Source organism: Singulisphaera acidiphila DSM 18658, from assembly GCF_000242455.2.
Lineage (GTDB): Bacteria > Planctomycetota > Planctomycetia > Isosphaerales > Isosphaeraceae > Singulisphaera > Singulisphaera acidiphila.
This window is the reverse complement of the sequence record NC_019892.1, coordinates 8,614,470-8,635,156: the sequence shown is the minus strand read 5'-3', so window position 1 is coordinate 8,635,156 and position 20,687 is coordinate 8,614,470. Positions and strand designations below refer to the sequence as shown.

Here is a 20,687-nt window from a genome sequence, read left to right as displayed (position 1 = left end):
GCCGGGCCGAATTCATGGGGAGCCCGAAAAGAATCAGGACATGGTTTCTGTCAGAACGGCGGGGGGGCGTCGCCGGTGTCGATCAAGCCCGGGGTGCTTCCGCCTGGAGTCGTGGGTTTGGGGGGTGGTTCGAAGGCATTGCCCGGTCCCTCGACGGCCAGGACGCAACGGAAGCCCAGGAACGGGAGGCGCTGATCGTACTTCATGCCTTCACGCTTGGTTACGGTCCAGCTCTTCGAGCCCCCTTTGACCGCGAGTTGGAGGGTCCGTGGCACGATGGTTGGGCCGGTCGGGTCGGAGAGCTTCTGGTTCTTGACGAGCACGAAGTAGCGGGAGTCGTACCAATCCTTGGTCCATTCCCAGGCATTGCCGGCCATGTCGTAGGCGCCGAAGGGGGAGACGTCGTCGGAGTATGTCATCACGGGATCGATTTGCCGGGCTTTGCGCGTCTTTGCCCAGTCGAGCGGATCGTTGCCCCAGGGATAGAGGCGACCGTCTGAGCCTCGGGCCGCCATCTCCCACTGCGCTTCCGTGGGAAGCCGTTTGCCGGCCCAGGTGGCGAAATCCTTCGCCTCTTTGGCGTTGACCATCACGACCGGGCTGTCGGCGGAAGTCGGGGCGATCGTCGTTTCGCGCGCCAGCGCCCGGACACGGTCCGTCCGTCGGCCGATCTCCTTCTCGAAGAGGTCGAACTGGCGGACGCTCACCTCATGCTGATCAATGTAATAGGTGGAGAGGAATACGCGATGCGCGGGCCGTTCGGGCGTTTCCCCTTCATCGTTGCCCATCGTGAACTCGCCGCCGGGGACTAAAACCATCGGCGCACCATCGCGCTCGCCGACGATTTCCAACGCCCATCCCGACTCGTGGGCTTGAGTTCCCGGCCGTGAGCGAAACCCTTTGGGCAAAGGGCGACCGACCGGTGGCGGTGCGATCTCCTGGGGGGCGTTGGCCTGCGCGCCTCGCGTCGGTTCCGCGGGGTTCGCCGGGTAGACGATGCCGACCTCGGCCGAATTCCCTTGCGGAGCCATCGGCGCCGTTGCGTCAACCACCTTGGGTGCTGGCTTGGGCTCGAGCGGCTTCGTTGCGGCGGGATTGGCCACAACGACCGGCCGGTCGATGAAGAGCGGCAGATTCTTCGCCGGACGGCCCAACGCTTCCCTCGCCTCTCTGGCCGCGTTGGTGCTCGGATAGGAGGCCACGACCCGCTCCAGGAGCGAGATCGCCAGCTTCGCGTCCCCTTTCTTCGCGGTCTCGCGCGCTCGTTCGAGCAGGCTCGTCGCTTCTTGTTCGAGGCCTTGCGGGTTCTGTGCGGGAGCTGAAGCGTCGGCGACGGGGGGCTCGGAATCCGGGTTGTCTCCGGTCGAGAAATTGGGCAGGTACGAGCGGATCGTCATGAATCCGAAGACCACGAATACTGCGAGCAGTGCGCCTCCGATGAGTACCCGGACGCGCTGTCGCGCTTCGTAGGTGTCGAAGGCCGGTGTTTCCTCGACGAGGGTCTTCTTGGCTGTGGCGTCTGACTCGTGATTGGCCTTCCGCTCCCTCGGCTCCGGCTTGGCGGCCTTTTCCTTGTCGCTGGGCTTCCTGACCCGGCCGGTTCGCTCAATCTCACTCCCCTCGGTGCGGATCCCTCGGGAACTCGTTTTCGCGGATTGCTTCTCGCTTGCTCTCTCCTTCTCAGGGGGAACCGGCGCGGTGTCTTTCCGCTTGGCCCGTTTCACCTCCTGGGGATCCGGAGCCACCTTCCAGAGCCGAGGCAGAGGGGCAGGCGGTGGCGCTGAGGCACCGGGCGTTCGTGATCGACCGGTCCCAGAACGAGACTCCTCGCCCGGGTCATCCAGCGCGTTGGACCGATCTGGGCTCAGATTCTCGTTCGCTTCGTCAGGGTCGACGGAATCGTCGCCGGCCAGGCCATAGACCTCATCGTCGGCGTTCGAATCATCCGGTCGATTCGGTCGGGGATGCTCGAACTCAGCCATGCGATCGCTCCTAAGTGATGAGCGAGCCTGGAAAAATAATCAGGGGGGACCGAGATGAGTCGATAGCGTCTCGATCGTACTTCTATCACAGTATCGCCCCACCAAGGCCCGGACAAGAGGAACAACCTCGCATCCTTGGCTGCATTTGGCGTTCCGCTCGAGCGCGACGAAGCACGTTTGAATGAGGTCGAGCCTGTGGCTGGGTTCGACTCTCCTTTTTTCCTGAGTTTAGATAAGGCTGAATTTGAACATCAATCCCCCCATTTGAGGATTCTTACGAATGTCGGATGTTCGCGGCCGTCTGCATCTTGCGGCCGGTCGTATTGAGGAAGTAGAACCGGAAGTGAGGGGCAACCTCGCCGGTTCGTTAGCAGCATGACACGACCTGCTTCGTTTTTGAGTCGCCCAGACCAGGCTCCCCTATTCGGAAACGATCGTTTCGCTGATCGCGAAAGGCCCTTCTTATGCGACGATGCTCTTGGATGCTGGTGGCGTTCTTCTCGCTCATGACCTCAGTGTCGACCGGGGTCGATGACGGCTTTGTCGCGCTGATCCAGGGAGACGACCCGGCGCAGTTTGACCTGATCGGGATCGGCCCCGAGACGTTGAAAATCGTCGATGGGGAAATCATGGTGGTGGGGAAAGCCAACGGCTACTTTGCCACCAAGGACATCTATCGAAATTATGTGCTCAAATTCGACTGGAAATATGCTCGGCCGGAGGGGCTGATCGATGATGCCAAGTTCGATGGCAACAGTGGTCTGCTTCTGCACATCCAGAAGCCGCACAAGGTCTGGCCCAAGTCGATCGAGGTCCAGCTTTTGAACGCCGACTCAGGGCATACCTTTGCGATTTTCGGATCCAAGTTCACGGGAGCCAAGAATGCCCAGGCTCAAAAGAAGGCGATCAAGCCGGTCGGTCAGTGGAACCACCTCGAAGTGATCTGCCAGGAGGGCCGAATCACGTCCACGATCAATGGGATCGAGGTTGACCGGGGCACCGGGGCCTCACCCGACAGCGGCCACATCGGCTGGCAATGCGAAGCCGGCCCGATCCAGTTTCGGGGGATCATGATCAAGAAACTCAAGGACCACTAAGGAAGGAACAGGCCGGGAAATCCCTCGGGCCGTTGGGGATTGGTGAGGGGGCGAGAAGGTGAGGTGGATGTTGCAACGATGTGTCCGTTGTGAGAAGTTAAATCATTGAAACTTGCAAGTCGCGATTATTCAGATTTGAGCATTCACGGAGTCAATCATGATGCGTTCCACTCGTAGGATCATCAATTTTTCCGCGTTTGCACTGCTTGCGATTGGCTCAGGCTGTGATGGGGGCGGTAAGCCTTCCGTTGACAGCTCGATGGAGGAAGCGACTGTCAAAGGGGTTGTCAAGTTTAAAGGAGAGCCGGTCACGAAGGGCGAAATTGCCTTCGACCCCTCAAACTACCAGCGGAAAATGGAAGCGGCACGGAGGGTCAAAATCGGCCCGGACGGCAGTTACACACTCAAGACCCTCGTCGGTGATAACCGGGTGTCGTTCGCGATCCCGGCGATGGCTCGCGACCCCCAATTGCAGGATCTTATGATTCCTTATGTTGTGAAGCGTGGCGAGAATTCATTCAATATCGAATTGCCTCCTTCCTCAAACAAGCCCTGATTTTGGGAAAACAATAGAAAATTCAGATGCTAATGAATTGCTGAGTGTGGTGTTCTGCTAATAGGTGTGAGTCCCGCCGGAGTTTTTGCTGATCTTTCGGGTGTCATGCGGGAATGCCTTGGCTTGTTTTACGCGGGTTCCGAGTAAGGAAACCCAAACGTCCTTGATTTCTCCGGTCCGCCGCACGCGTCGAGAGTTGCGTGCGGTGGACCGGAGAATCACGAATGGCCCCGAATTCGATTAGTATGCGTCCGCCGAGACGACTTCGCCGCCGGCGCGGGTTCCCAGGGCCCACCAGGTCGCGGGATTGATCGAACTCTTGATTGCCTTGACGGAACCGTCGGCAAACAAGACGGTGGCTACGCCCGGGTGCCGGCTGGTGGCCGTAACTGCCCCGCCCATATCACCCCAGCGGCCATTGTAGGTGCAGCTCCAGGTGTTCGGCGTCATGACGTGGTTATAACGCGAATTGGAAGGGCAGCCGTTGTACCAGAGCGCTCCATTGGGGTAGAGGCTGTTCTGGTTTTGTGGCGTACCGGGGGATGCAGGATTGAGCGATTTGCACTGGTTGTAAACCGTCTGTGGATTGAGGAGATCGGCACCCGTGGGTTTGGAGATCAGGGCGTAAACCGCAGGGGGCCGCAGGGCGTCTGCGACGCGTTCGGTTGAGTATGTGCCGATCCCTTTGACCTTCTCGCTGAACGCGGCGGTATTGCTTGTACCGTCGATGATGTCGCGGAACCCGGCGACCGTTTGTGTCTTCTTGTAGCTTCCTCCCTTGGGAGGATTGCCGGACCATGTGAACAGACCATCGAAGGCGCCGGTGTTGTCCCAATCGTAGAAGGTGGCCGGGGCCGTCCCGGCGTTGCCCGAGTAGTTGCTGTGGGCGTCGGCGTTCGTCAGCCGGTCAATATCAGATGGGCAGAGTAGTGAAGAAATTTGCGTGCGATGGGTCGTTGTATTATAGGGCAAATTCCAGTTTTGGAGTCCGTAGCTGAAATTGATGGCGTTATGAAGCGACGACTGTTCAATGTAGGGCAATAAGAGCGCTGCCGAAGACCACTGGTTCCACTCGTCCGGCCCGTCTCCCCACGGCATCGAGTCGTGCGAAGAGTGATAGTTGTGCAGAGCAATCCCGATCTGCTTCAGGTTATTCACGCACTGAGCTCGGCGGGCAGCCTCGCGCGCTGCCTGAACAGCGGGGAGTAAGAGAGCGATCAGGACCGCGATGATCGCGATCACCACCAACAATTCAATGAGTGTGAACCCGCGACGGTGCGTACGTACCATGCTTTGGCTCCCCTTTTGAAAAGTGATGAGAACGACAGCCAACCTGGTCAAACCGGGCAGCGAACGGACTCGGACGCCGAGGTTTGCCACTTCGTCGGCGCTGATGTCTGCACGTTGGGGGACTTTTGAATCTCGAAGAATCGGAATGAATGGCATCAACGGTCGCAGCGCACGTCAAACGCTGGGATCAGGACCTAATCCTTAAAGGATTAGCTTGCTGCTCCCCTATCTTGATAACCTGTGATCAGCTTGCGTATTGCAGGAAATGTCACTTGCGAGCATCACGAAAACCAGGGCCATTGGTCAAGTAAAAAAAGTGGCCCTGGAGTATTTTGTTTGGCAAGATCCGAGCGATTGTTGCTATTCCAGAGGTTTCGCTGAACCAATGGAAATTCCGCATGTGGTTATGAGCAGGTTGCTTGGGCGCCAGTGCTTGATGGGGATGCAGGACTTGTTGGTCGCGGTTTTCTTTGGTTTTCTCATGGGTTACCAGGGCCAGATCAAAGCTGCCGGGTGCCACAGGTTGTACTCAACCGTGTGGGCGGAAGCCCTGATTTTTGGCTCATGGGTTGAGTACAACCCGTGGTGGCATTGGCACCCAAGTCCTGCAAGCCACTCAAAGGGGCTCTGGCAAGACCACAGGCAACGCGACGTGCCGTGTCGTGTCGTGGAGGTTGGAGGGGATGGACTGATGGCTGCGATCGCTTGGGTGGACGTCAATGATCTTTCTGGAACTGGCCGATTCGTTCGAGGAAGGCTTTGTTGGTGGGGAACTTGGCCATCTGCCTGACGAGCGATTCCATGGCTTCGGTGGGTTTGAGCTCCGAGAGGCTGCGGCGGAGCAGATTGACGCGGCCGAGAGTCTCTGCGTCGAGGAGACGCTCTTCCTTGCGGGTGCCCGACTGCTGGATGTCGATGGCCGGCCAGACGCGACGGTCGGCCAGGCGGCGGTCGAGGACGACCTCCATGTTGCCCGTCCCCTTGAACTCTTGGAAGATGAGCTCGTCCATCCGGCTGCCGGTGTCGATGAGCGCGGTGGCCAGGACGGTGAGCGAGCCGCCTTCGTCGAACGTGCGCGCGGCACCGAAGAGCCGTTTGGGGACGTCCATCGCCTTGATGTCCATCCCGCCCGACATGGTTCGGCCCGAGTTCGAGCTCTTGTTATAAGCCCGGGCGAGGCGAGTCAGGCTGTCAAGGAGGATCAGGACTTGCCCCCCCGTCTCGGCGATCCGTTTGGCACGATCGACCGTCAACTGGGCGAGCCGGATGTGCTCCTCGGTGGAGTGGTCCGAGGACGAGGCAATGACCTCCCCCTGGATGGTCCGGCGCATATCGGTCACTTCTTCGGGCCGCTCGTCGATCAGCAGGACGAAGAGGTTGAGCTCAGGGTGATTTTTGGTGACCGAGGCGGCTAGTTGTTGCAGAAGGATGGTTTTCCCCGTGCGCGGCGGGGCGACGATCAAGCCGCGCTGGCCTTTGCCAATGGGCGTGAGCAGGTCCATCACGCGCATCCCGAGTGGCTCGGGGCCAACCTCCAAGTGAATTCGGTCGTGCGGGTCGATCGCGGTTAGGTCGTCGAAGCCGCGAAGTCCGAGATACTGGTCGGGCGTTCGACCCTCGATTTCCGTGAGTTCGGCAAGGCGGAGGGCTTCGCCCCGCTTGGCCGGCCCTTCGACCCGACCGGTCAGCCGGACCCCTTGGCGGAGATGGAACTTGGCCAGCAGGGGGGAGCCAACGTAAACGTCGTTCGTCCCCACCTTGTAATTCCGCGCGGGGTCTCGGAGGAAGCCGTACCCCTTGGGGTGCATCTCCAGGACACCGGAACAGGATTGTTCGGCCGTGCTCATGGCAGTCGCTCGGAGTAATTGGGGAGGCAACCGATTCAACGGTGGCGGGTGCCGTGCCATTCGGCACGACGAAAGACGCGGGCAATCGACCGGGTGGAAATCGAAACGAGGACGAAGAAACCTCTCGGTCAGGAGATCCTCTCCGATGTTCCGGCCGTCGCTCGGGCGGAGGGAGGATCTGCTGAGACAAAACCCAGGAGAGGTGGTGGCAGGATGAAACGTTCCCTCAGGTCTTCACCCTGCAAGGCACGGAAAGGATTCGTCTCGGCTATCAAACATACAAGGCAGAGGCCTTGTCGTCCATGCCGAAACCGCGAGAATAAACCGTATCGTCGCCGTTTACGACACTTGAACTCGAGCCAGGGGGTCGGCCGGAGAGGGGTGCCGGCGACGTGGGACCGCTTGTTGCTCCGGATTTGGGGGAGGTCATGCCGCCCGTAGATGAGAGACTGGTTTTCAGGGGATCGGGTCGTCGTATAATGGAGTCCCTTTGAGAAAATGAAAACGATCCAGAAATGCCCTCTCATCCTCGAGGGATGATCAGCCGGGACTTGCATGCGGAAAATTCAGCTCAAGAAGGTCGCCGATGCCCGGCTCACCGAGCGCTTCGGCCGCGATCTCAACGAATCGCAGCGATTGGCGGCCTTCGCCCCCGATGGCGCGAACCTGATTCTGGCCGGCCCCGGCTCGGGCAAGACGCGGGTAATCACCTATCGTGTTGCCTACTTGATCGCCAAAGGGGTGCCCGCCGAATCGATCCTCCTGGTCACGTTCACCCGCCGCGCTGCGCGGGAGATGGTCGGTCGCCTTGAGTCGCTGATCGGCCCCAATGCGTCGCGGGTCTGGGCCGGGACGTTTCATCACGTCGGCAATCGAATTCTCCGGCGTGCGGCCTCGATGCTGGGGTATGGGGCGAACTTCACGATTCTCGATAGTGAGGATCAGCTCGACCTGATTCGCCTGGCGATGGACGACGCCGGCCTGTTCGGGACCGGGAAGATGGCCCCGAAGCCGGCTTTGGTGCAGCACCTCCTGAGCTTTGTCTTCAACGTCGGCCGTCCGCTCGCCGAGGTCCTCGCCGAGCGCCATCCCGACCTCGAGTCGTGGCGGCCGCAGCTCGAGAAGGCGGCCGAAGCCTACGCGAGCCGCAAACGCGCGGCCAATTCGATGGACTACGACGACCTGCTCGGGCAGTGGGGGCGCCTGATCCGCGAGTTTCCCGACCAGCTCGCCGCGCAAGGGAGGATGTTCCACCACATCCTCATCGATGAGATGCAGGACACGAACATCGTGCAGGTCGCCCTGGTCGAGGCGATCGCACGGGCCGGTGCTGGCAACCTGACCGCCGTGGGCGACGATGCGCAGTCGATCTACCGGTTCCGGGGGGCGAACTACGACAACATCCTCAAGTTTCCGGACCGCCATCCGGGAGCGAGGTTGTTTCAACTCGAGGTGAATTATCGGTCGACCCCCGAGATCGTCGCCTTCACCAACGCGTCGATCGCCCATAACCTCTCCGGCTTTCCCAAGACCCTGGTCTCGGCCCGCTCGGCGGGGGTGCGGCCGATCGCGGTCCCCACGGCCGACGCTTACGAAGAGGCGGAATTTCTCTGCCAGCAGATCCTCGAGTGTCACGAGCAGGGCGTGGCCTTGAACCGGATGGCGGTGCTTTATCGCAACCACCACGACAGTATTCTCCTTCAGGCCGAGCTTGTCGCACGAGGCATCCAGTACACGGTCCGGAGTGGGTTGAGATTCTTCGAGCAGGCCCACATCAAGGATGCCCTCTCCTATTTTCGGATCCTGGTCAACCCACGTGATGATGCGGCCTGGCGGCGGGTGCTCCTCCTCTTGCCGGGGATCGGTCAGGTCAAGGCGGCCGCGATCTGCGAGCATCTCGCGCGGGCGGCGGACCCCTTGGCATTGCTTGCAACGGCCGCGACGATGGCGCTGGTGCCGGCAAAAAGTAAGGGATTTTTCGCCGGCCTGGTGGCCGACCTGAACAAGATCAGGGCGTCGGGCCCGGAGACCAACCCCGCTGCGGCGATTGGGGCACTGCTCGAAGGGGGATATCCCGCGACGCTCCGCGTCAAGTACGACCGCCCCGACAACCGGATCGCCGACATCGAGCAACTCGGCGTGCTCGCCGCGCGTTACGAGAGTCTCGAACGCTTGATCGCCGAGCTTCTGCTGGCGGGTGATGTTTACGGCATGGACACGCTCGCCGAGGGGGATAGCCCGGCCGAAATCCTGGTCCTGAGCACGATCCACCAGGCCAAAGGGTTGGAGTGGTCACGTGTTTTCGTTCCCCGCCTGATCGAGGACAGCTTCCCGAATTACCGGGCCCTGGGAGAGCCGGGGGGCGAGGATGAGGAACGCCGGATCTTCTACGTTGCAGTCACCCGCGCCATGGATGAGCTCTACCTGACCTACCCCCTCTTGATCTCGCGGGGCGGACGAGGCCCCAGCGTTGTCGCCACGCCGAGCCGGTTCCTGACCGAGATCGACCCGAGCCTGTACGAACCGGTTGTCCTGGAGACCGAGTTCGACGTCGGCTGGTCGCGGCCGGACCAAGACTGAAAAGAACCCGTTCGGAATCAATAATGCGATGGATCTGATCGGTCCTGAGGCCGGTTCACTGTTGAGGAACCGGTGCCGATTCACCTTGTCGTGCAAGGGCCGGTCTGGCAGCTTAATAGGCCGATAATAATCCTGGCCAAGCTCACCGGAGCGCGCATGGACCCGCAGCCGCCCGACCACTTGACCTCATCGGACGATGAGACTCCCGAAGCGCTCCTCGAGGCGTTCCGCAACCACCCTGAGTGGACCGAACGCCAGCGTGATGAACAGTTGGATCGATTGATCGAACGGGTGCCGGCCGACCGCCTGATCGCCGCCGCTCGCGCCCGAATGGCCAACCTCAGCGGGACCGAGGGCGAGGTCATCCTTCGGATTATTGAGGCTCACGCGACCCCGGATTTGCTCCGTGAGCTGGGGGCGGCCTTGGTCGCGCAGCCTCAACTTTCCCCTGAGCGAACCTGGGAAGTGGTGACGCTGCTTGAAGGGGCGGAGCTTCTCGACGAGTTCCCTGAACTCGTCGCGCGCGCGGAGGAACTCGAGGAACTGCTGGACGAGGAAGGATCGCTCGAGCAACTGGCCGAGCAACTGGAAGGAGACCCTGAGGGGACCTGGCTGGCGCTCCAGGGCCTCGGGGCCGTGGAACCCGAGATTCGCCCCCAGATTATTGAGGGCTTGGCCCAAGGACCGATCGGGCCGGGGCTGGCGGAATTCCTCCGGCTCCTCTGCTTCGCTCACGATCCGCCGACTCGGGCCGCTGCGCTCGACGCCTTGTCCCAGCCGGGTGAGAACCACGATCACCTGGTCACGGTCTGGGAGTCGATCGCCGCCGACCATCCCGACGCCGAGGTTGTCGCCCGGGCCCAGGCCTGGCTGGCGAGCCGGTCCAAGGTTGACGTTCCCGCCGTTGTGGAGGCGCCACACGCGATTCAGACCGAGTCGAGCATTGTCCGGTCGCTGGTCACCGGCCTTGACGGCCGAGGCCGTGGTACGATCGTGCTCGCCTCGTATCGGAGAGGTTCACTTGCCGCTGCGGCCTTTGTCTGCGACGTGACCCAGGGCGTCTGTGACGTGGTCGGTCAGGCCGACCTCAATTCGCCGAGCGAGGCCGGCCTGTTCGAGCAGCTCGTCGAGCAGACCGATCTCGAAGTGGTCGAGGACGTGCCTGAGCTGGCCCTCCGGCTTCTGGGCGGGAGCGTCTTGCTTTGCGGACGATCGACGACCCCCACGCTCCGCTACTGGCTTGAAGCCACGATGCCTCCCGGCTTCCGTGCGCTTCCGTTTCCCGCGCCGTTCCCGGGGTGGGATCCCGCCGTCGTTCCCTTCGACGAAATGTCCGACCGAGCCCAGGCCGTGCTCGATGCCTGTCCGAACTGGCTCGACGCTTCGCCCTTGACCTATGAAATGGCCGAGGAAATTGCGCTTCGTGAGGGGGGGGAGACTCTGCCCGATCCCAAGCGGGATGCAGGCGCCTATCGCTTCCTGTTCGAGCACCGGCTGTTCGGTCAGCTTGAGCTTTACCGTCGGATGCTCTACTGGATGGCCTCATTCTGGCAGGCCGCCGGCCGTGAGCACCTGGGCCAATCGGCATTGGCGTTGGCCTGGCAGCTCTCCGACGCGCAACATTCCGTCCCCAGCCATCCGTTCACGGTCGCGTTGAGCACGCGGAGCCTGAAAACGGCGCAGGACAACCTCCGACTGGGGATCGATCCGAGACGAACGTCTCGGTCGATGGAAGCGTGACGCGTCTCGCCTCAGTGGGCGGGGCAAGACGCATCACGCCAATCAGGTCCGCTGTGACGATTTGGCCGACTCCGCCGTAGCGGGTCCAGCGATTGACGGATCTCTGAGCACGTCTCGCCTGACTTCAGCGGGCGAGACGCCACTCACAAGACCCGTTGAGTCGTCACTTCTTGGCCGATTTTGCCGTAATGGGGGCGGGAGCAGGAGCCCCTGCCGACTTGGCCGATGCGCCTTTCTTCTTGTCGTCGATCTTCTTCTGCTTGTTCTTGTCTTTCGGTGCCTTGTCGCCCATGGCAGTTCTCTCCCTACTCGAGGAAGTGACGGGAACCGATATGTAGAAGCCGTGCCACTTACTGTGGCCAACGACTCAACATTAGGATGGTCGCAAAGTCGATCTTGATTCAAGAGGGAATTGCCAAAAATTATTGGCGAGAGCGAGATTTTGTTTCGTTTTGCCGATTGGTCGTCTGGGGAGGCGATCTAGCGGTTCCATTCTGAGGCCGAACCGTCATGGCTCGGCTGTATTCATTCCGATGGGAATCGCCATTATCGGAGGACGACCGGCTTGGCCGTTGGGAATCGTCATGTCGGCCCACCCGCCGGGGATCAAACCATCAGCCCCAAGGGAGCGGAGGTCAGCGAGTGACAACCGTTCCCTCGGGGCTGGGATGAATTCGAGTCAAGCCGAGCGGACTTCACGTCACATCGGTTCGTAGCAAGACCGGGTGGGGTTGCGGCATTCGGCCCGCTCGACGAAATCATCGTCGGGCCCGAATCCCTTCATCGTTTGCAGGCACCAGAAGATGGTGTTGTCATAGTCGGGGTGCGAGTCGTTTTCGACGACGTCGGTGTAGACGTACATCCCTTTATTCCGCAGGTGGCGGCAAGGGACAGACGATTCCACAACCGGCAGTTCGTTCGGATCGCCGTCGGACATGGTGGTTCAGACCTCCTCCCAGTACCGGTTCCCGGACGCGGCGAGCAGGGCACGCTTGACTGCGGTTTTGGTAAGGATGACCTTGTAGTCATTCATCGACAACGGCTTGGCCGAGGCGACCGCGGCCGCACCGGCGGCGTCGGCGGTCTCCAACGTAATCGCCTTGCCCGCGATCGCCTTCTCGGCCTCCTCGCTGCGATAGGGGATTGGCGCGACCCCTGCGAGGATCACGCGGGCCTTGGAGACCTTGTCGCCGTCCAGGGTGAGATGGACCGAGGCAAGCACCAATGGCCAGTCGTGCGCCTGCTTCTGCCTCGCCTCGTACGAGGCATTCTTCCCCTTGGCCGCCGGGATGGTGACCTTGGTGAGTACTTCGCCGGGAGCGACCGTCAATTCCCGGTCCTCTTCCTTCTTGGGGACCTGATACAAGTCCTCGACCTTGACCGTTCGTTCTCCCTTGGGTCCGACGATCGTCGCCTGGGCTCCGAGGGCGATCAACGGGGCGGCGAGGCTCGACGGGTTGACGAAGAGGGCGTCGCCATCGGTCAGGAAGATGGCGTGGTGGCGGTTGTCTCCCTCGCGGACCAGGCTCTTGCCATCCTTGAGGGCGAGCAGGCCGTTGCCCGCGCGGAAGTACCAGCAGCGCGGGCGCTGAAGGAGGTTGCCGCCGACCGAGGCCATGTTGCGAATTTGCGGGGTGCCGACTTCGAGCGTGGCCTGCCAGAGGGCAGGGTAAGCCTCGCGGAGGCCCTTGTGAGCCAGGACGTCGGCGAGCAGGGTCCCCGCGCCCAGGGTCAGGCCGTTGCTGGTTGCGTTGCCCGAGATGCCCGCCAGCGCCTTCACGTCTTTGAGGTAGACGACGCGCGCAGGGTCGGACACATAGTCTTTCAAGCGGCAGAGCAGGTCGGTGCCGCCCGAGAGCGCTTCACTCTTGGGAGTGGCGAGGAGCTTGACGGCGTCCTCGATGCTCGCGGGGGCGGCGTAATCAAAGGCATTCATCGGTCACGCCTCCCCATTCTTTGAAGACTTCATGGCCAGGGCGTTGAGCACATTCCGGGGGGACATCGGCCATTCGGCGACACGGACGCCGATGGCATTGGTCACGGCGTTGGCAATGGCGGCGGCCGTCGAGACCGTGGGGGGCTCGCCCACGCCGATGACGCCGCGTTTCTTTTGATCGTCCGGCTCGTAGCACCGTACGATGATTTCCGGAATGTCGGAGGCGCCGGCGATCTTGTACATTTCCATGTCGGGGTTGAGCATGACGCCGGTGGTCGGGTCCATCACGCGCTCCTCGAAGAGCCCGTAATTGAGGCCGCCGATCACGCCGCCGTAGACCTGGCTCTCCCAGGTCTGCTTGTCGATGACCAGGCCGGTGTCCTGGATCGCGACGATCTTGTTGATCCGGACCACGCCGGTTTCAATGTCGACCGACACATCCGCGAATTGGCAGCCACCGACGCCTTGCGAGGCGAGGGTCTGGTCGAACTCGCCGATGACCGAGATGGGCATCATGCCGAGCTTGCGGCAGGCGTCCTTCCAGGTCATTTTGACCTCGCCCTTGACCAGCAGCTTGCCGCCGGCCAGCGAAAGGTCTTCGGGGGTGGCGCCGAGTGTAGGGGCGAGCTTGGCGAAGAGGGCGTCGCGGGCCTTGATCGCGGCCTGATAGGTCGGCGGGCTCATGGACGGGGTGGTCGTCGATCCCCCTGAGCCTTGCCCTGGTGGGAATGTCGAGTTGCCGATATTCGAATGAATGTCGGTCACTTCCAGGCCGAGCACCTCGGCGGCGATGATCGCCAGCACGGTCCGGGCGCCGGTGCCGATGTCTTGCGTGGCACTCTTGACCTCGACCGAGCCGTCGGGGCTGATCGTGCAACTCACTTGGTTGCCGGCCACGCCGCGACCGCCCCAGGTGTGCAAGGCCATCCCGAGGCCACGCTTGATCGGCCCTTTGCCGTTGGTCCCGCGCGGCTTGCGGTTGCTCCAGCCGATGAGGTCGGCCCCCATCTTGACCTCGGCCTCGTAGACCGGCTTGAGGTCCGGCTTCTGATCGTCGGGGAGATTCTTGAGCCGGAATTCGAGCGGGTCGATCCCCAACTTGTCGGCCAGGTCGTCCATGGCCGCTTCCATGATCGAGCAGCCCTGGGGATGGCCGGGAGCCCGCATGGCTCGGACCTTGCCGGCGTTGACGAAGACTTCGGTGTGTGCGCGGGAGCTATTCGGAACCTCGTAGATATAAGGGAACGGGAATTGCGATCCGCCCCCGAGCCCCCCGGTCCCATACGTTTCGGCGATCAGGGAGACGATTTTGCCGTCCTTGGTCGCACCCAGCACCACGTGGCCGGAGGCGCTCGGACGATTGCCGGCCGCCAGGTGTTCCTGGATCCGGTCGAGGAACATCCGGACCGGACGGCCCCCCGCCTTCTGCGAGAGCTCGGCGGCGACCAACCCCCAGACGTCGGCCCCGAATTTGGAGCCGAAGCCGCCCCCCATCACCTCGGTCAGGACGGTGACGTTCGATGTGGGAACGTTGAACTTGCCTGCGAGCTCACCGGCCACGGTGCGGACGCTCTGCGTGCTCGCCCAGGCGACGAGCTTGTCCTCGCTCTCCCACTTGGCGGTCAGCCCGTGGGTCTCGAGGCAGACGTGGGTGATCACCGGCAGTGAGTAGGTGGCCTCGATGGTCACGTCGGCCGTCTTCATCGCCTCGTCGGGTTTCCCCCGGGTGATGGCGCGGGCCTTCCGGGTGTTCCCCCCTTTGACGATCTCAGGTGCCCCCGGGGCCATCGACTGGGCTTCGGTGACGACGTGGGGGAGGATCTCATACTCGACCTTGATGGCGCGGGCCGCGTCGCGGGCCTGCTCCTCGGTCTCGGCGGCCACGGCGGCGATGTCGTCGCCATGGTACTGAACTTTCTTACCCGCCCCGGTAATCACGTGCACAGCCTTCACGCCCGGCAGCTTCTCGGCGGCCGACGTGTCGATCGAGACGATCGTGGCATTGGCGTAGGGGCTGTAGAGGATTGTGCCGAAGAGCATCCCCTGGGGATGGATGTCGGAGGGGTATTTGGCTTTGCCCGACGCCTTGGCCATGCCATCGAGCCGGGGGATACGAGTATTGATCAGTCGCGGATTCTCGGGCCAACTCGCCATCGGTCAGGCTCCTTTCATGGCTTTCGCCGCGGCCAGCGCCGCCTGGAAGACGCCAATGTAGGTGCCGCAGCGGCAGATGTTGCCGTCGAGGCCACGCTTGATCTCTTCGAGCGTCGGTTCCGCACCCTTGTTCTTGTCGAGGTACGCCTTGCACGCCGTGACGAACCCAGGGGTGCAGTAGCCGCACATCAAGGCATCGTTCTGGTGGAATGCGTGAGCGACGCTCGCCTCACCGGTGTCGAAGCTCTCGAGGGTCTCGATCGTTTTGCCCTGGCAGGAGACCGCCAGTGTGGTGCACGAGTAGACTGGAGCGCCGTCGACGATCGCCGTGCAGGCGCCGCAACTGGCGCGGTCGCAGACCCGCTTGGGCCCGGTGACGTCCAGGCGGTTTCGCAAGGTGTCGAGCAGAGTGCTGCGCGGCTCGACGGTGCAGGTCTTGGCCTCTCCGTTGACTTGCAGGGTGAGCTTGACTTCGCCGGTCAGTACCTTCGGCTCCGCCGCTTCGGCCGCCTCCGCCTCTTCGATCGCGGTGGTGGCCTGGGCCGTCAGTACGGCCGAGGCCGCCGCGAGACCGGACCCCCGCAGGAAGTCGCGGCGGCTTGGCCCTGACGGGCCTCCCTGGTATTTGGGATCGTGTTCTGTCATCGCGCAAATCTCCCAGGATCATGGCAACCCCGCCCGACCGGCGAGGCGAGACGCACCAGCCCGAGCGTGAACGCTGAACTATCGCAATCGAACCACCGCTTCGCAAGCACCCACCGGGAGGGACTTCCACCTTTTTTCACAACAGAGTATGGCTGATGGTAAGACCGTGCGATTTGTCGCGGGGAGATTCGAGGATTAGGTAAGGCAGAACTGGTCTTTTCACAACTAAAGAACGGCTAATGGTAAAACTGTGCGATTTGTCACGGGGAGATTCGAGGATTAGGTAAGGCAGGATTCGTCGCGCCGACCCCTCGGCCTGAGCCGGTGCCGCAAATGACAGGGCGTTGTCGCAGGGCGGGTCGCCTCGACGAGCGAACTCGCTGACCTCATTGAGGCGACCCGGCCGTGAGGGGACGACTCATGGCGACTCCACGAGGACCTCGGTTTTGACCGAGTTCGCGATAAAGCAGGCATGATGAGCCTGTTCGTGGAGCCGTTGCAGTTCGGCAGAGGTTGGCGTCTTCTCGCCGCCAAACGCCACTTCGGGGCGCAGCGTGACCCGAACAATAGCCAGGCGACCCGACGCATCCTTGTCGAGAACACCCACGGCGTGATCCTGGTAGCCGTCCACCACGAATCGTTTCTTGGCGGCGATCGCGAGGAATGTGAGCATGTGACAGCTTGAGAGACTTGCGACGAACGCCTCCTCGGGATCGACGCAAGATTCGCTTCCCAGATAAGCAGGAGCCGCCGAAGCTCTGACCGTCACACCCGCATCGAAAGTCCAGTCGTGGTCTCGATTGTAGCTCTCGTAAGCGAAGTCGGGTGTCTCCCGCTTCCACGTGATGGCGACCTTGTGTTCCGACATCGTGTTCGTGCTCCTTTTCTTTGGAGAGAGTGCTCTCGTTCTTAACGATAGAGGAGGTGAGTCAAGTCCTATGCGCATTTTGCAACCTCGCGGTGGCAACCGTCCATAGCCAGGGACGCAAGCCTTTGAGAGCGGTTTTGCAAGTATATAATTATGAATAGTTTTGTGCGCCGTGATAAGGCAGTGTCTTCCCAGCGGGTGCAAGTCCCGCCCGGCCAACTGAATCGCTCCGGCCGGAAGCTATCGGAGCGGCGGTGGAGGTAACGAAGCCGTCGGAGCCTTCGAGACAAATGTGCCGCCTGGCGGCGCAGCGAGTCGACAGGCCGTAACGCGAGTGAATGCTGAGCAGGCCTCGAAAGGTTTAACGTGGGAGCCGACCCGCCAATACATCGGGGAAGGCCGTCGTCGCTGATGAACAGGGAAACGGGTGGAATAGGCCGTCCCATGAGCGATCTGACCCAGCGATCCCACCGGGGTAATGGCAACGGCATGTCGACAAACGGGAGACGCCTGCAACACGGGAAACCCCACTTGGCGGAGGCGCGTGACCTCCAACCGGACGCCCGCGAGGGACTGGCCGGGCCGACTGGGGTGGCGGACAGGCCCGTACTACCGTGGACGCCGGGTAACGCCGGTCGAGGGAAGGGGCCTGAGTTCAAGACCAGCGTCACAAAGAGCATGAGAGCCGGGAGATTGGCATGAGCCTCACACCTCCACCGAAGGTTCAGAAACTCCAGACGACGCTGCATGCCAAAGCGAAGGAATCGCCGGGGTATCGGTTTTATCGGTTGTACGACAAGGTGTATCGGCAGGATATCCTGGAGTTTGCCTACCTGCGTTGTCGCTCCAACGACGGCGCCCCGGGGGTGGACGGCCAGACCTTCGAGGACATTGAGGCGTACGGCCGCGACCGATGGCTCGACGAACTGACGACCGAGGTGAGGGATCGTACGTATCAACCGTCTCCAGTGCGCCGCGTCCTGATCCCTAAACCGGATGGGAAGCAAAGGCCGCTGGGGATCGCAACGATCCGGGACCGCGTGGTGCAGATGGCGGTGGTTCTGGTCTTGGAGCCGATCTTCGAGGCCGACCTGCCTCCGGAACAACACGCTTACCGGGCGGGCCGCAGTGCCCTGGACGCTGTGAGGCAGGTCCATGGGCATGTGAGCATGGGGCATAATGATGTGGTGGACGCCGATTTGTCCGGCTATTTCGACAGTATCCCGCACTCGGAGCTCCTGAAATCGCTGTCACGACGCATCAGCGACCGGCACCTCCTGGGGCTGATCAAGATGTGGCTGGTGGCCCCGGTGGAAGAGACCGACGATCGGGGTCGGACGCGCCGAACGACTCGGAACAAGGATGAGGGCCGGGGCAGCCCGCAAGGGTCTCCTCTGTCACCGTTACTCGCTAACATTTATATGCGTCGGTTCATTGTGGGCTGGAAGCTCCTCGGACACGAACAACGGCTCGACGCTCATGTCGTCAACTATGCGGATGACTGTGCGCCACGAAGGTGTGAAAGGACGACTTTCAGGAGCGTCCCGGAACGCCATGCTGCGTGAGAGATGAGGGTAGGTCCCTCGGGATCGGGTTGCAGGACCAGATTCCAAATCACCCGAAGCGGCTTGGATTAAGAGTCCTGGTCGTGAGCGTTCGGGAAAAGGCCGGTCTGAACCGGTCAGATAAGAACCGAGAAGGCGAACGCAAGTGAACCACCGATGAGGCGTCGAAAGCGTAGGGACGTCATCGAAACCAGGCTCCAGTCGTTGGCCTGGGATGCAGTCAAGGCGGGACCTGCTTACGGCCTTGATGGTGACCGGCGTAAAGGTGGCGCGAGCTCGGTTCAGGCTCTCGCGGGGAACGTGGGAACCTGTCGTCACGATGCCAAGGGAGATGCCCAAGTGGAGGCCCCACGAGGTCAAAGTCCCGATGCGTGGCACAGGGGCGGATCAACCCGTAGTAGCGTTGAAGCCTGGTAATGCGGGTGGAGCGAAGGGGTTGAATGGTTCAGCCAAGGGATGGATCAACCAGCGATGGGAGGAATTCATGCCGGAAGCGAAGTCGTGCGTCAAGGCCCACGCGAGAGGCAAAAGTCAACCAGCGATGGGAGGAACCGATGCCTGAAGCGAAGCCTTACGCGATTTCCAAACAGGTGGTCTACGAGGCCTACCTGAAGGTCAAGGCGAACCACGGGGCGGCCGGGGTGGACGGGCAGTCGATCGAGGCGTTCGAGACCGACTTGAAGGGTAACCTCTACAAGATCTGGAATCGGATGTCCTCGGGCAGCTACTTTCCACCGCCGGTGCGGCTCGTGGAGATCCCGAAAGCCGATGGGGGTTCAAGGCCGCTGGGGATTCCCACGGTCGGCGATCGCGTGGCTCAGATGGTCGTCAAGATGCATCTGGAGCCGCTGGTGGAGCCGCACTTCCATCCCGACTCCTACGGGTATCGACCCGGACGATCGGCGCTGGATGCGGTGGCCGCCGCGCGGGAGCGGTGCTGGCGGTCCGACTGGGTGATTGATCTGGATATCAAAGGTTTCTTTGACAATCTCGATCATGAACTAGTCATGAAGGCAGTCTGTCATCACGTGAACGAACCATGGGTCCTGCTGTACATCGAGCGGTGGCTGAAAGCCCCCGTTCAGAAGCAGGACGGTCGTCGAGAAGAGCGTACGAAGGGCTCGCCCCAGGGGTCGATTGTTTCGCCCTTGTTGGCCAATCTCTTCATGCACTATGCGTTCGATCTCTGGATGGCCCGGAGCTTTCCGGACATCCACTTCGCGCGTTATGCGGACGATGTGATCATTCACGCGAAGAGCCGGGCTCAAGCGGAACACGTGCTCGAAGCGGTCCGGGCACGTCTGAAGGAGTGCCGTCTTGAGCTTCACCCTGAGAAGACCAAGATCGTGTACTGCCAGGACGATGACCGGAGGGGCCAGCATGAACACATCAAGTTCGACTTCCTCGGCTACACCTTTCGGCCCCGGCGGGCCAAGAATCGATGGGGGAAGTTCTTCGTGAGCTTCATCCCAGCGATCAGCCACAAGGCCGCCAATGCGATCCGCGAGACGATCCGAGACTGGCGGCTGGCCGCCATCCGGAACAATCAGTCTCTGGAGGAGATCGCGGGGCTTGTGAATCCTTCGGTACGAGGGTGGGTGAACTACTACGGTCGGTTTTACCGGTCGGCGCTCACTCCGGTTCTCCGACACCTGGAGCGTGTCTTGGTCAAATGGGCGCAGCGGAAATACAAACGGTTGAGGCGTCACTCCATCAACGCAGCCCACTGGCTGGGTCAAGTGGCGCGACGCGATCCGAATCTGCTGGTTCTCTGGCAGATCGGGATTCGACCAGCGACTGGATCATAAGAGCCGGATGAGGCGAGAGCCTCCCGTCCGGATCCGAGAGGGCCTGGGGGTGCAATTCCCCCGGGCTACTCGACTTGTGATCTGCTGTCGTGGCACCGCTGCCGAAGCGATGGCCACGATGCGGAGCATGATGTTGAAGCTGCGGCTGACGGTGAACGAGACGAAGACGCGGTTGTGCCGTGTCCCTGAGGAAACGTTCGACTTCCTGGGGTATACGATCGGGCGATGCTGGTCGCCGAAGACGGGCCAGTCCTACATCGGGACGCGTCCCTCGGCGAAGAAGATCGACCGCCTGAAACGGGAGATCAGCGACCAGACGAGCCGGAGATGGTTCTGGACGGACGTCGAAGACCGAGTGGCCCGACTGAACCGGATGCTTTTGGGTTGGTCGAACTATTTCTGTCTCGGCCCGGTCAGTCCCGCGTATCGAGCCGTGGACCGCCACGCGCGGGATCGGCTCCGCCAGTGGCTTCGGCGGAAGCACAAGCTGAAGAGTCGGGGGACGTCACGGTTCCCCGATCAGTACCTGCACGACGTGCTGGGCCTGGTCCGCTTGAGCGAGCGACCCCGAAGCTTTCCGTGGGCGAAAGCGTGAGTTCTTGTCCGAGAGCCGGATGCC

At 61.8% G+C, this 20,687-nt stretch carries 16 protein-coding genes; 7 read left to right on the top strand and 9 right to left on the bottom strand.

Annotated elements, in window-relative coordinates; genetic code table 11:
- Positions 1-50 precede the first annotated feature (50 nt).
- Positions 51-818 carry a formylglycine-generating enzyme family protein gene (locus SINAC_RS42185; protein WP_408021523.1) on the bottom strand — a complete coding sequence of 256 codons (768 nt, stop codon included), beginning with the start codon at positions 816-818 and terminating at the stop codon, positions 51-53.
- Positions 819-2,464: 1,646 nt separating this feature from the next.
- Between SINAC_RS42185 and SINAC_RS33525 the strand changes: the two genes are divergently transcribed.
- Positions 2,465-3,079 carry a 3-keto-disaccharide hydrolase gene (locus tag SINAC_RS33525; RefSeq protein WP_020466495.1) on the top strand — a complete coding sequence of 205 codons (615 nt, stop codon included), beginning with the start codon at positions 2,465-2,467 and terminating at the stop codon, positions 3,077-3,079.
- 157 nt (positions 3,080-3,236) lie between these two features.
- Positions 3,237-3,635, top strand: coding sequence for a hypothetical protein (locus SINAC_RS33520; protein WP_015249976.1), 399 nt, complete (start codon positions 3,237-3,239; stop codon positions 3,633-3,635).
- Between the two features lie 240 nt (positions 3,636-3,875).
- Here the strand turns inward: SINAC_RS33520 and SINAC_RS33515 are convergent, their stop codons facing one another.
- Positions 3,876-4,925 carry a DUF1559 domain-containing protein gene (locus SINAC_RS33515; protein ID WP_015249975.1) on the bottom strand — a complete coding sequence of 350 codons (1,050 nt, stop codon included), beginning with the start codon at positions 4,923-4,925 and terminating at the stop codon, positions 3,876-3,878.
- 716 nt (positions 4,926-5,641) lie between these two features.
- On the bottom strand, positions 5,642-6,832 hold the full coding sequence (gene rho / locus SINAC_RS33510) for a transcription termination factor Rho (protein WP_081578327.1): 1,191 nt from the start codon (positions 6,830-6,832) through the stop codon (positions 5,642-5,644).
- A 495-nt stretch (positions 6,833-7,327) separates the two neighbouring features.
- Here rho and SINAC_RS33505 point away from each other — a divergent pair, with 495 nt between their 5' ends.
- Both SINAC_RS33505 and SINAC_RS33500 read left to right on the top strand, forming a co-directional pair.
- Positions 7,328-9,352: an ATP-dependent helicase gene (locus SINAC_RS33505; RefSeq protein ID WP_015249973.1), complete on the top strand. Its 2,025-nt coding sequence runs from the start codon at positions 7,328-7,330 to the stop codon at positions 9,350-9,352.
- Between the two features lie 72 nt (positions 9,353-9,424).
- Entirely contained in the window at positions 9,425-11,092 is a 1,668-nt protein-coding gene (locus tag SINAC_RS33500) for a hypothetical protein (protein WP_015249972.1), read from the top strand.
- Between the two features lie 163 nt (positions 11,093-11,255).
- Here the strand turns inward: SINAC_RS33500 and SINAC_RS41625 are convergent, their stop codons facing one another.
- From SINAC_RS41625 to SINAC_RS33475, 6 genes are all read right to left on the bottom strand, one after another.
- Positions 11,256-11,384, bottom strand: coding sequence for a hypothetical protein (locus SINAC_RS41625; protein WP_015249971.1), 129 nt, complete (start codon positions 11,382-11,384; stop codon positions 11,256-11,258).
- A gap of 408 nt (positions 11,385-11,792) precedes the next feature.
- On the bottom strand, positions 11,793-12,029 hold the full coding sequence (locus SINAC_RS33495; protein ID WP_015249970.1) for a hypothetical protein: 237 nt from the start codon (positions 12,027-12,029) through the stop codon (positions 11,793-11,795).
- A gap of 6 nt (positions 12,030-12,035) precedes the next feature.
- Positions 12,036-13,028 carry an FAD binding domain-containing protein gene (locus SINAC_RS33490; RefSeq protein WP_015249969.1) on the bottom strand — a complete coding sequence of 331 codons (993 nt, stop codon included), beginning with the start codon at positions 13,026-13,028 and terminating at the stop codon, positions 12,036-12,038.
- A gap of 3 nt (positions 13,029-13,031) precedes the next feature.
- Positions 13,032-15,182 (bottom strand): xanthine dehydrogenase family protein molybdopterin-binding subunit, encoded by a 2,151-nt coding sequence (locus SINAC_RS33485; RefSeq protein ID WP_015249968.1) that lies wholly within the window; start codon positions 15,180-15,182, stop codon positions 13,032-13,034.
- Between the two features lie 3 nt (positions 15,183-15,185).
- A complete protein-coding gene (locus SINAC_RS33480) occupies positions 15,186-15,827 on the bottom strand; it encodes a (2Fe-2S)-binding protein (protein ID WP_015249967.1) in 642 nt (213 codons plus the stop codon).
- 418 nt (positions 15,828-16,245) lie between these two features.
- Entirely contained in the window at positions 16,246-16,695 is a 450-nt protein-coding gene (locus SINAC_RS33475; RefSeq protein ID WP_015249966.1) for an OsmC family protein, read from the bottom strand.
- Positions 16,696-17,393: 698 nt separating this feature from the next.
- On the opposite strand from SINAC_RS33475, the gene SINAC_RS33465 reads away from it, so the two are divergent.
- From SINAC_RS33465 to SINAC_RS33450, 3 genes are all read left to right on the top strand, one after another.
- Positions 17,394-18,260, top strand: a complete 867-nt coding sequence (locus SINAC_RS33465) for a reverse transcriptase domain-containing protein (RefSeq protein WP_052334752.1) — start codon at positions 17,394-17,396, stop codon at positions 18,258-18,260.
- A gap of 554 nt (positions 18,261-18,814) precedes the next feature.
- Positions 18,815-20,068 (top strand): group II intron reverse transcriptase/maturase, encoded by a 1,254-nt coding sequence (ltrA, locus tag SINAC_RS33455; protein ID WP_015246860.1) that lies wholly within the window; start codon positions 18,815-18,817, stop codon positions 20,066-20,068.
- Positions 20,069-20,195: 127 nt separating this feature from the next.
- The gene (locus SINAC_RS33450) at positions 20,196-20,663 is read left to right on the top strand and encodes a group II intron maturase-specific domain-containing protein (protein ID WP_157579415.1); all 468 of its coding nucleotides are present in this window, start codon (positions 20,196-20,198) and stop codon (positions 20,661-20,663) included.
- The last annotated feature ends 24 nt before the right edge of the window (positions 20,664-20,687 follow it).

Excerpts from the sequence above, each read along its gene's own strand:
- SINAC_RS42185 (WP_408021523.1), bottom strand. The coding sequence starts at position 818 with ATGGTTTTAGTCCCCGGCGGCGAGTTCACGATGGGCAACGATGAAGGG.
- SINAC_RS33525 (WP_020466495.1), top strand. The coding sequence starts at position 2,465 with ATGCTGGTGGCGTTCTTCTCGCTCATGACCTCAGTGTCGACCGGGGTC.
- SINAC_RS33520 (WP_015249976.1), top strand. The coding sequence starts at position 3,237 with ATGATGCGTTCCACTCGTAGGATCATCAATTTTTCCGCGTTTGCACTG.
- SINAC_RS33515 (WP_015249975.1), bottom strand. The coding sequence starts at position 4,925 with ATGGTACGTACGCACCGTCGCGGGTTCACACTCATTGAATTGTTGGTG.
- rho (WP_081578327.1), bottom strand. The coding sequence starts at position 6,832 with ATGGCACGGCACCCGCCACCGTTGAATCGGTTGCCTCCCCAATTACTC.
- SINAC_RS33505 (WP_015249973.1), top strand. The coding sequence starts at position 7,328 with ATGCGGAAAATTCAGCTCAAGAAGGTCGCCGATGCCCGGCTCACCGAG.
- SINAC_RS41625 (WP_015249971.1), bottom strand. The coding sequence starts at position 11,384 with ATGGGCGACAAGGCACCGAAAGACAAGAACAAGCAGAAGAAGATCGAC.
- SINAC_RS33495 (WP_015249970.1), bottom strand. The coding sequence starts at position 12,029 with ATGTCCGACGGCGATCCGAACGAACTGCCGGTTGTGGAATCGTCTGTC.
- SINAC_RS33490 (WP_015249969.1), bottom strand. The coding sequence starts at position 13,028 with ATGAATGCCTTTGATTACGCCGCCCCCGCGAGCATCGAGGACGCCGTC.
- SINAC_RS33485 (WP_015249968.1), bottom strand. The coding sequence starts at position 15,182 with ATGGCGAGTTGGCCCGAGAATCCGCGACTGATCAATACTCGTATCCCC.
- SINAC_RS33480 (WP_015249967.1), bottom strand. The coding sequence starts at position 15,827 with ATGACAGAACACGATCCCAAATACCAGGGAGGCCCGTCAGGGCCAAGC.
- SINAC_RS33475 (WP_015249966.1), bottom strand. The coding sequence starts at position 16,695 with ATGTCGGAACACAAGGTCGCCATCACGTGGAAGCGGGAGACACCCGAC.
- SINAC_RS33465 (WP_052334752.1), top strand. The coding sequence starts at position 17,394 with ATGAGCCTCACACCTCCACCGAAGGTTCAGAAACTCCAGACGACGCTG.
- ltrA (WP_015246860.1), top strand. The coding sequence starts at position 18,815 with ATGCCTGAAGCGAAGCCTTACGCGATTTCCAAACAGGTGGTCTACGAG.
- SINAC_RS33450 (WP_157579415.1), top strand. The coding sequence starts at position 20,196 with ATGATGTTGAAGCTGCGGCTGACGGTGAACGAGACGAAGACGCGGTTG.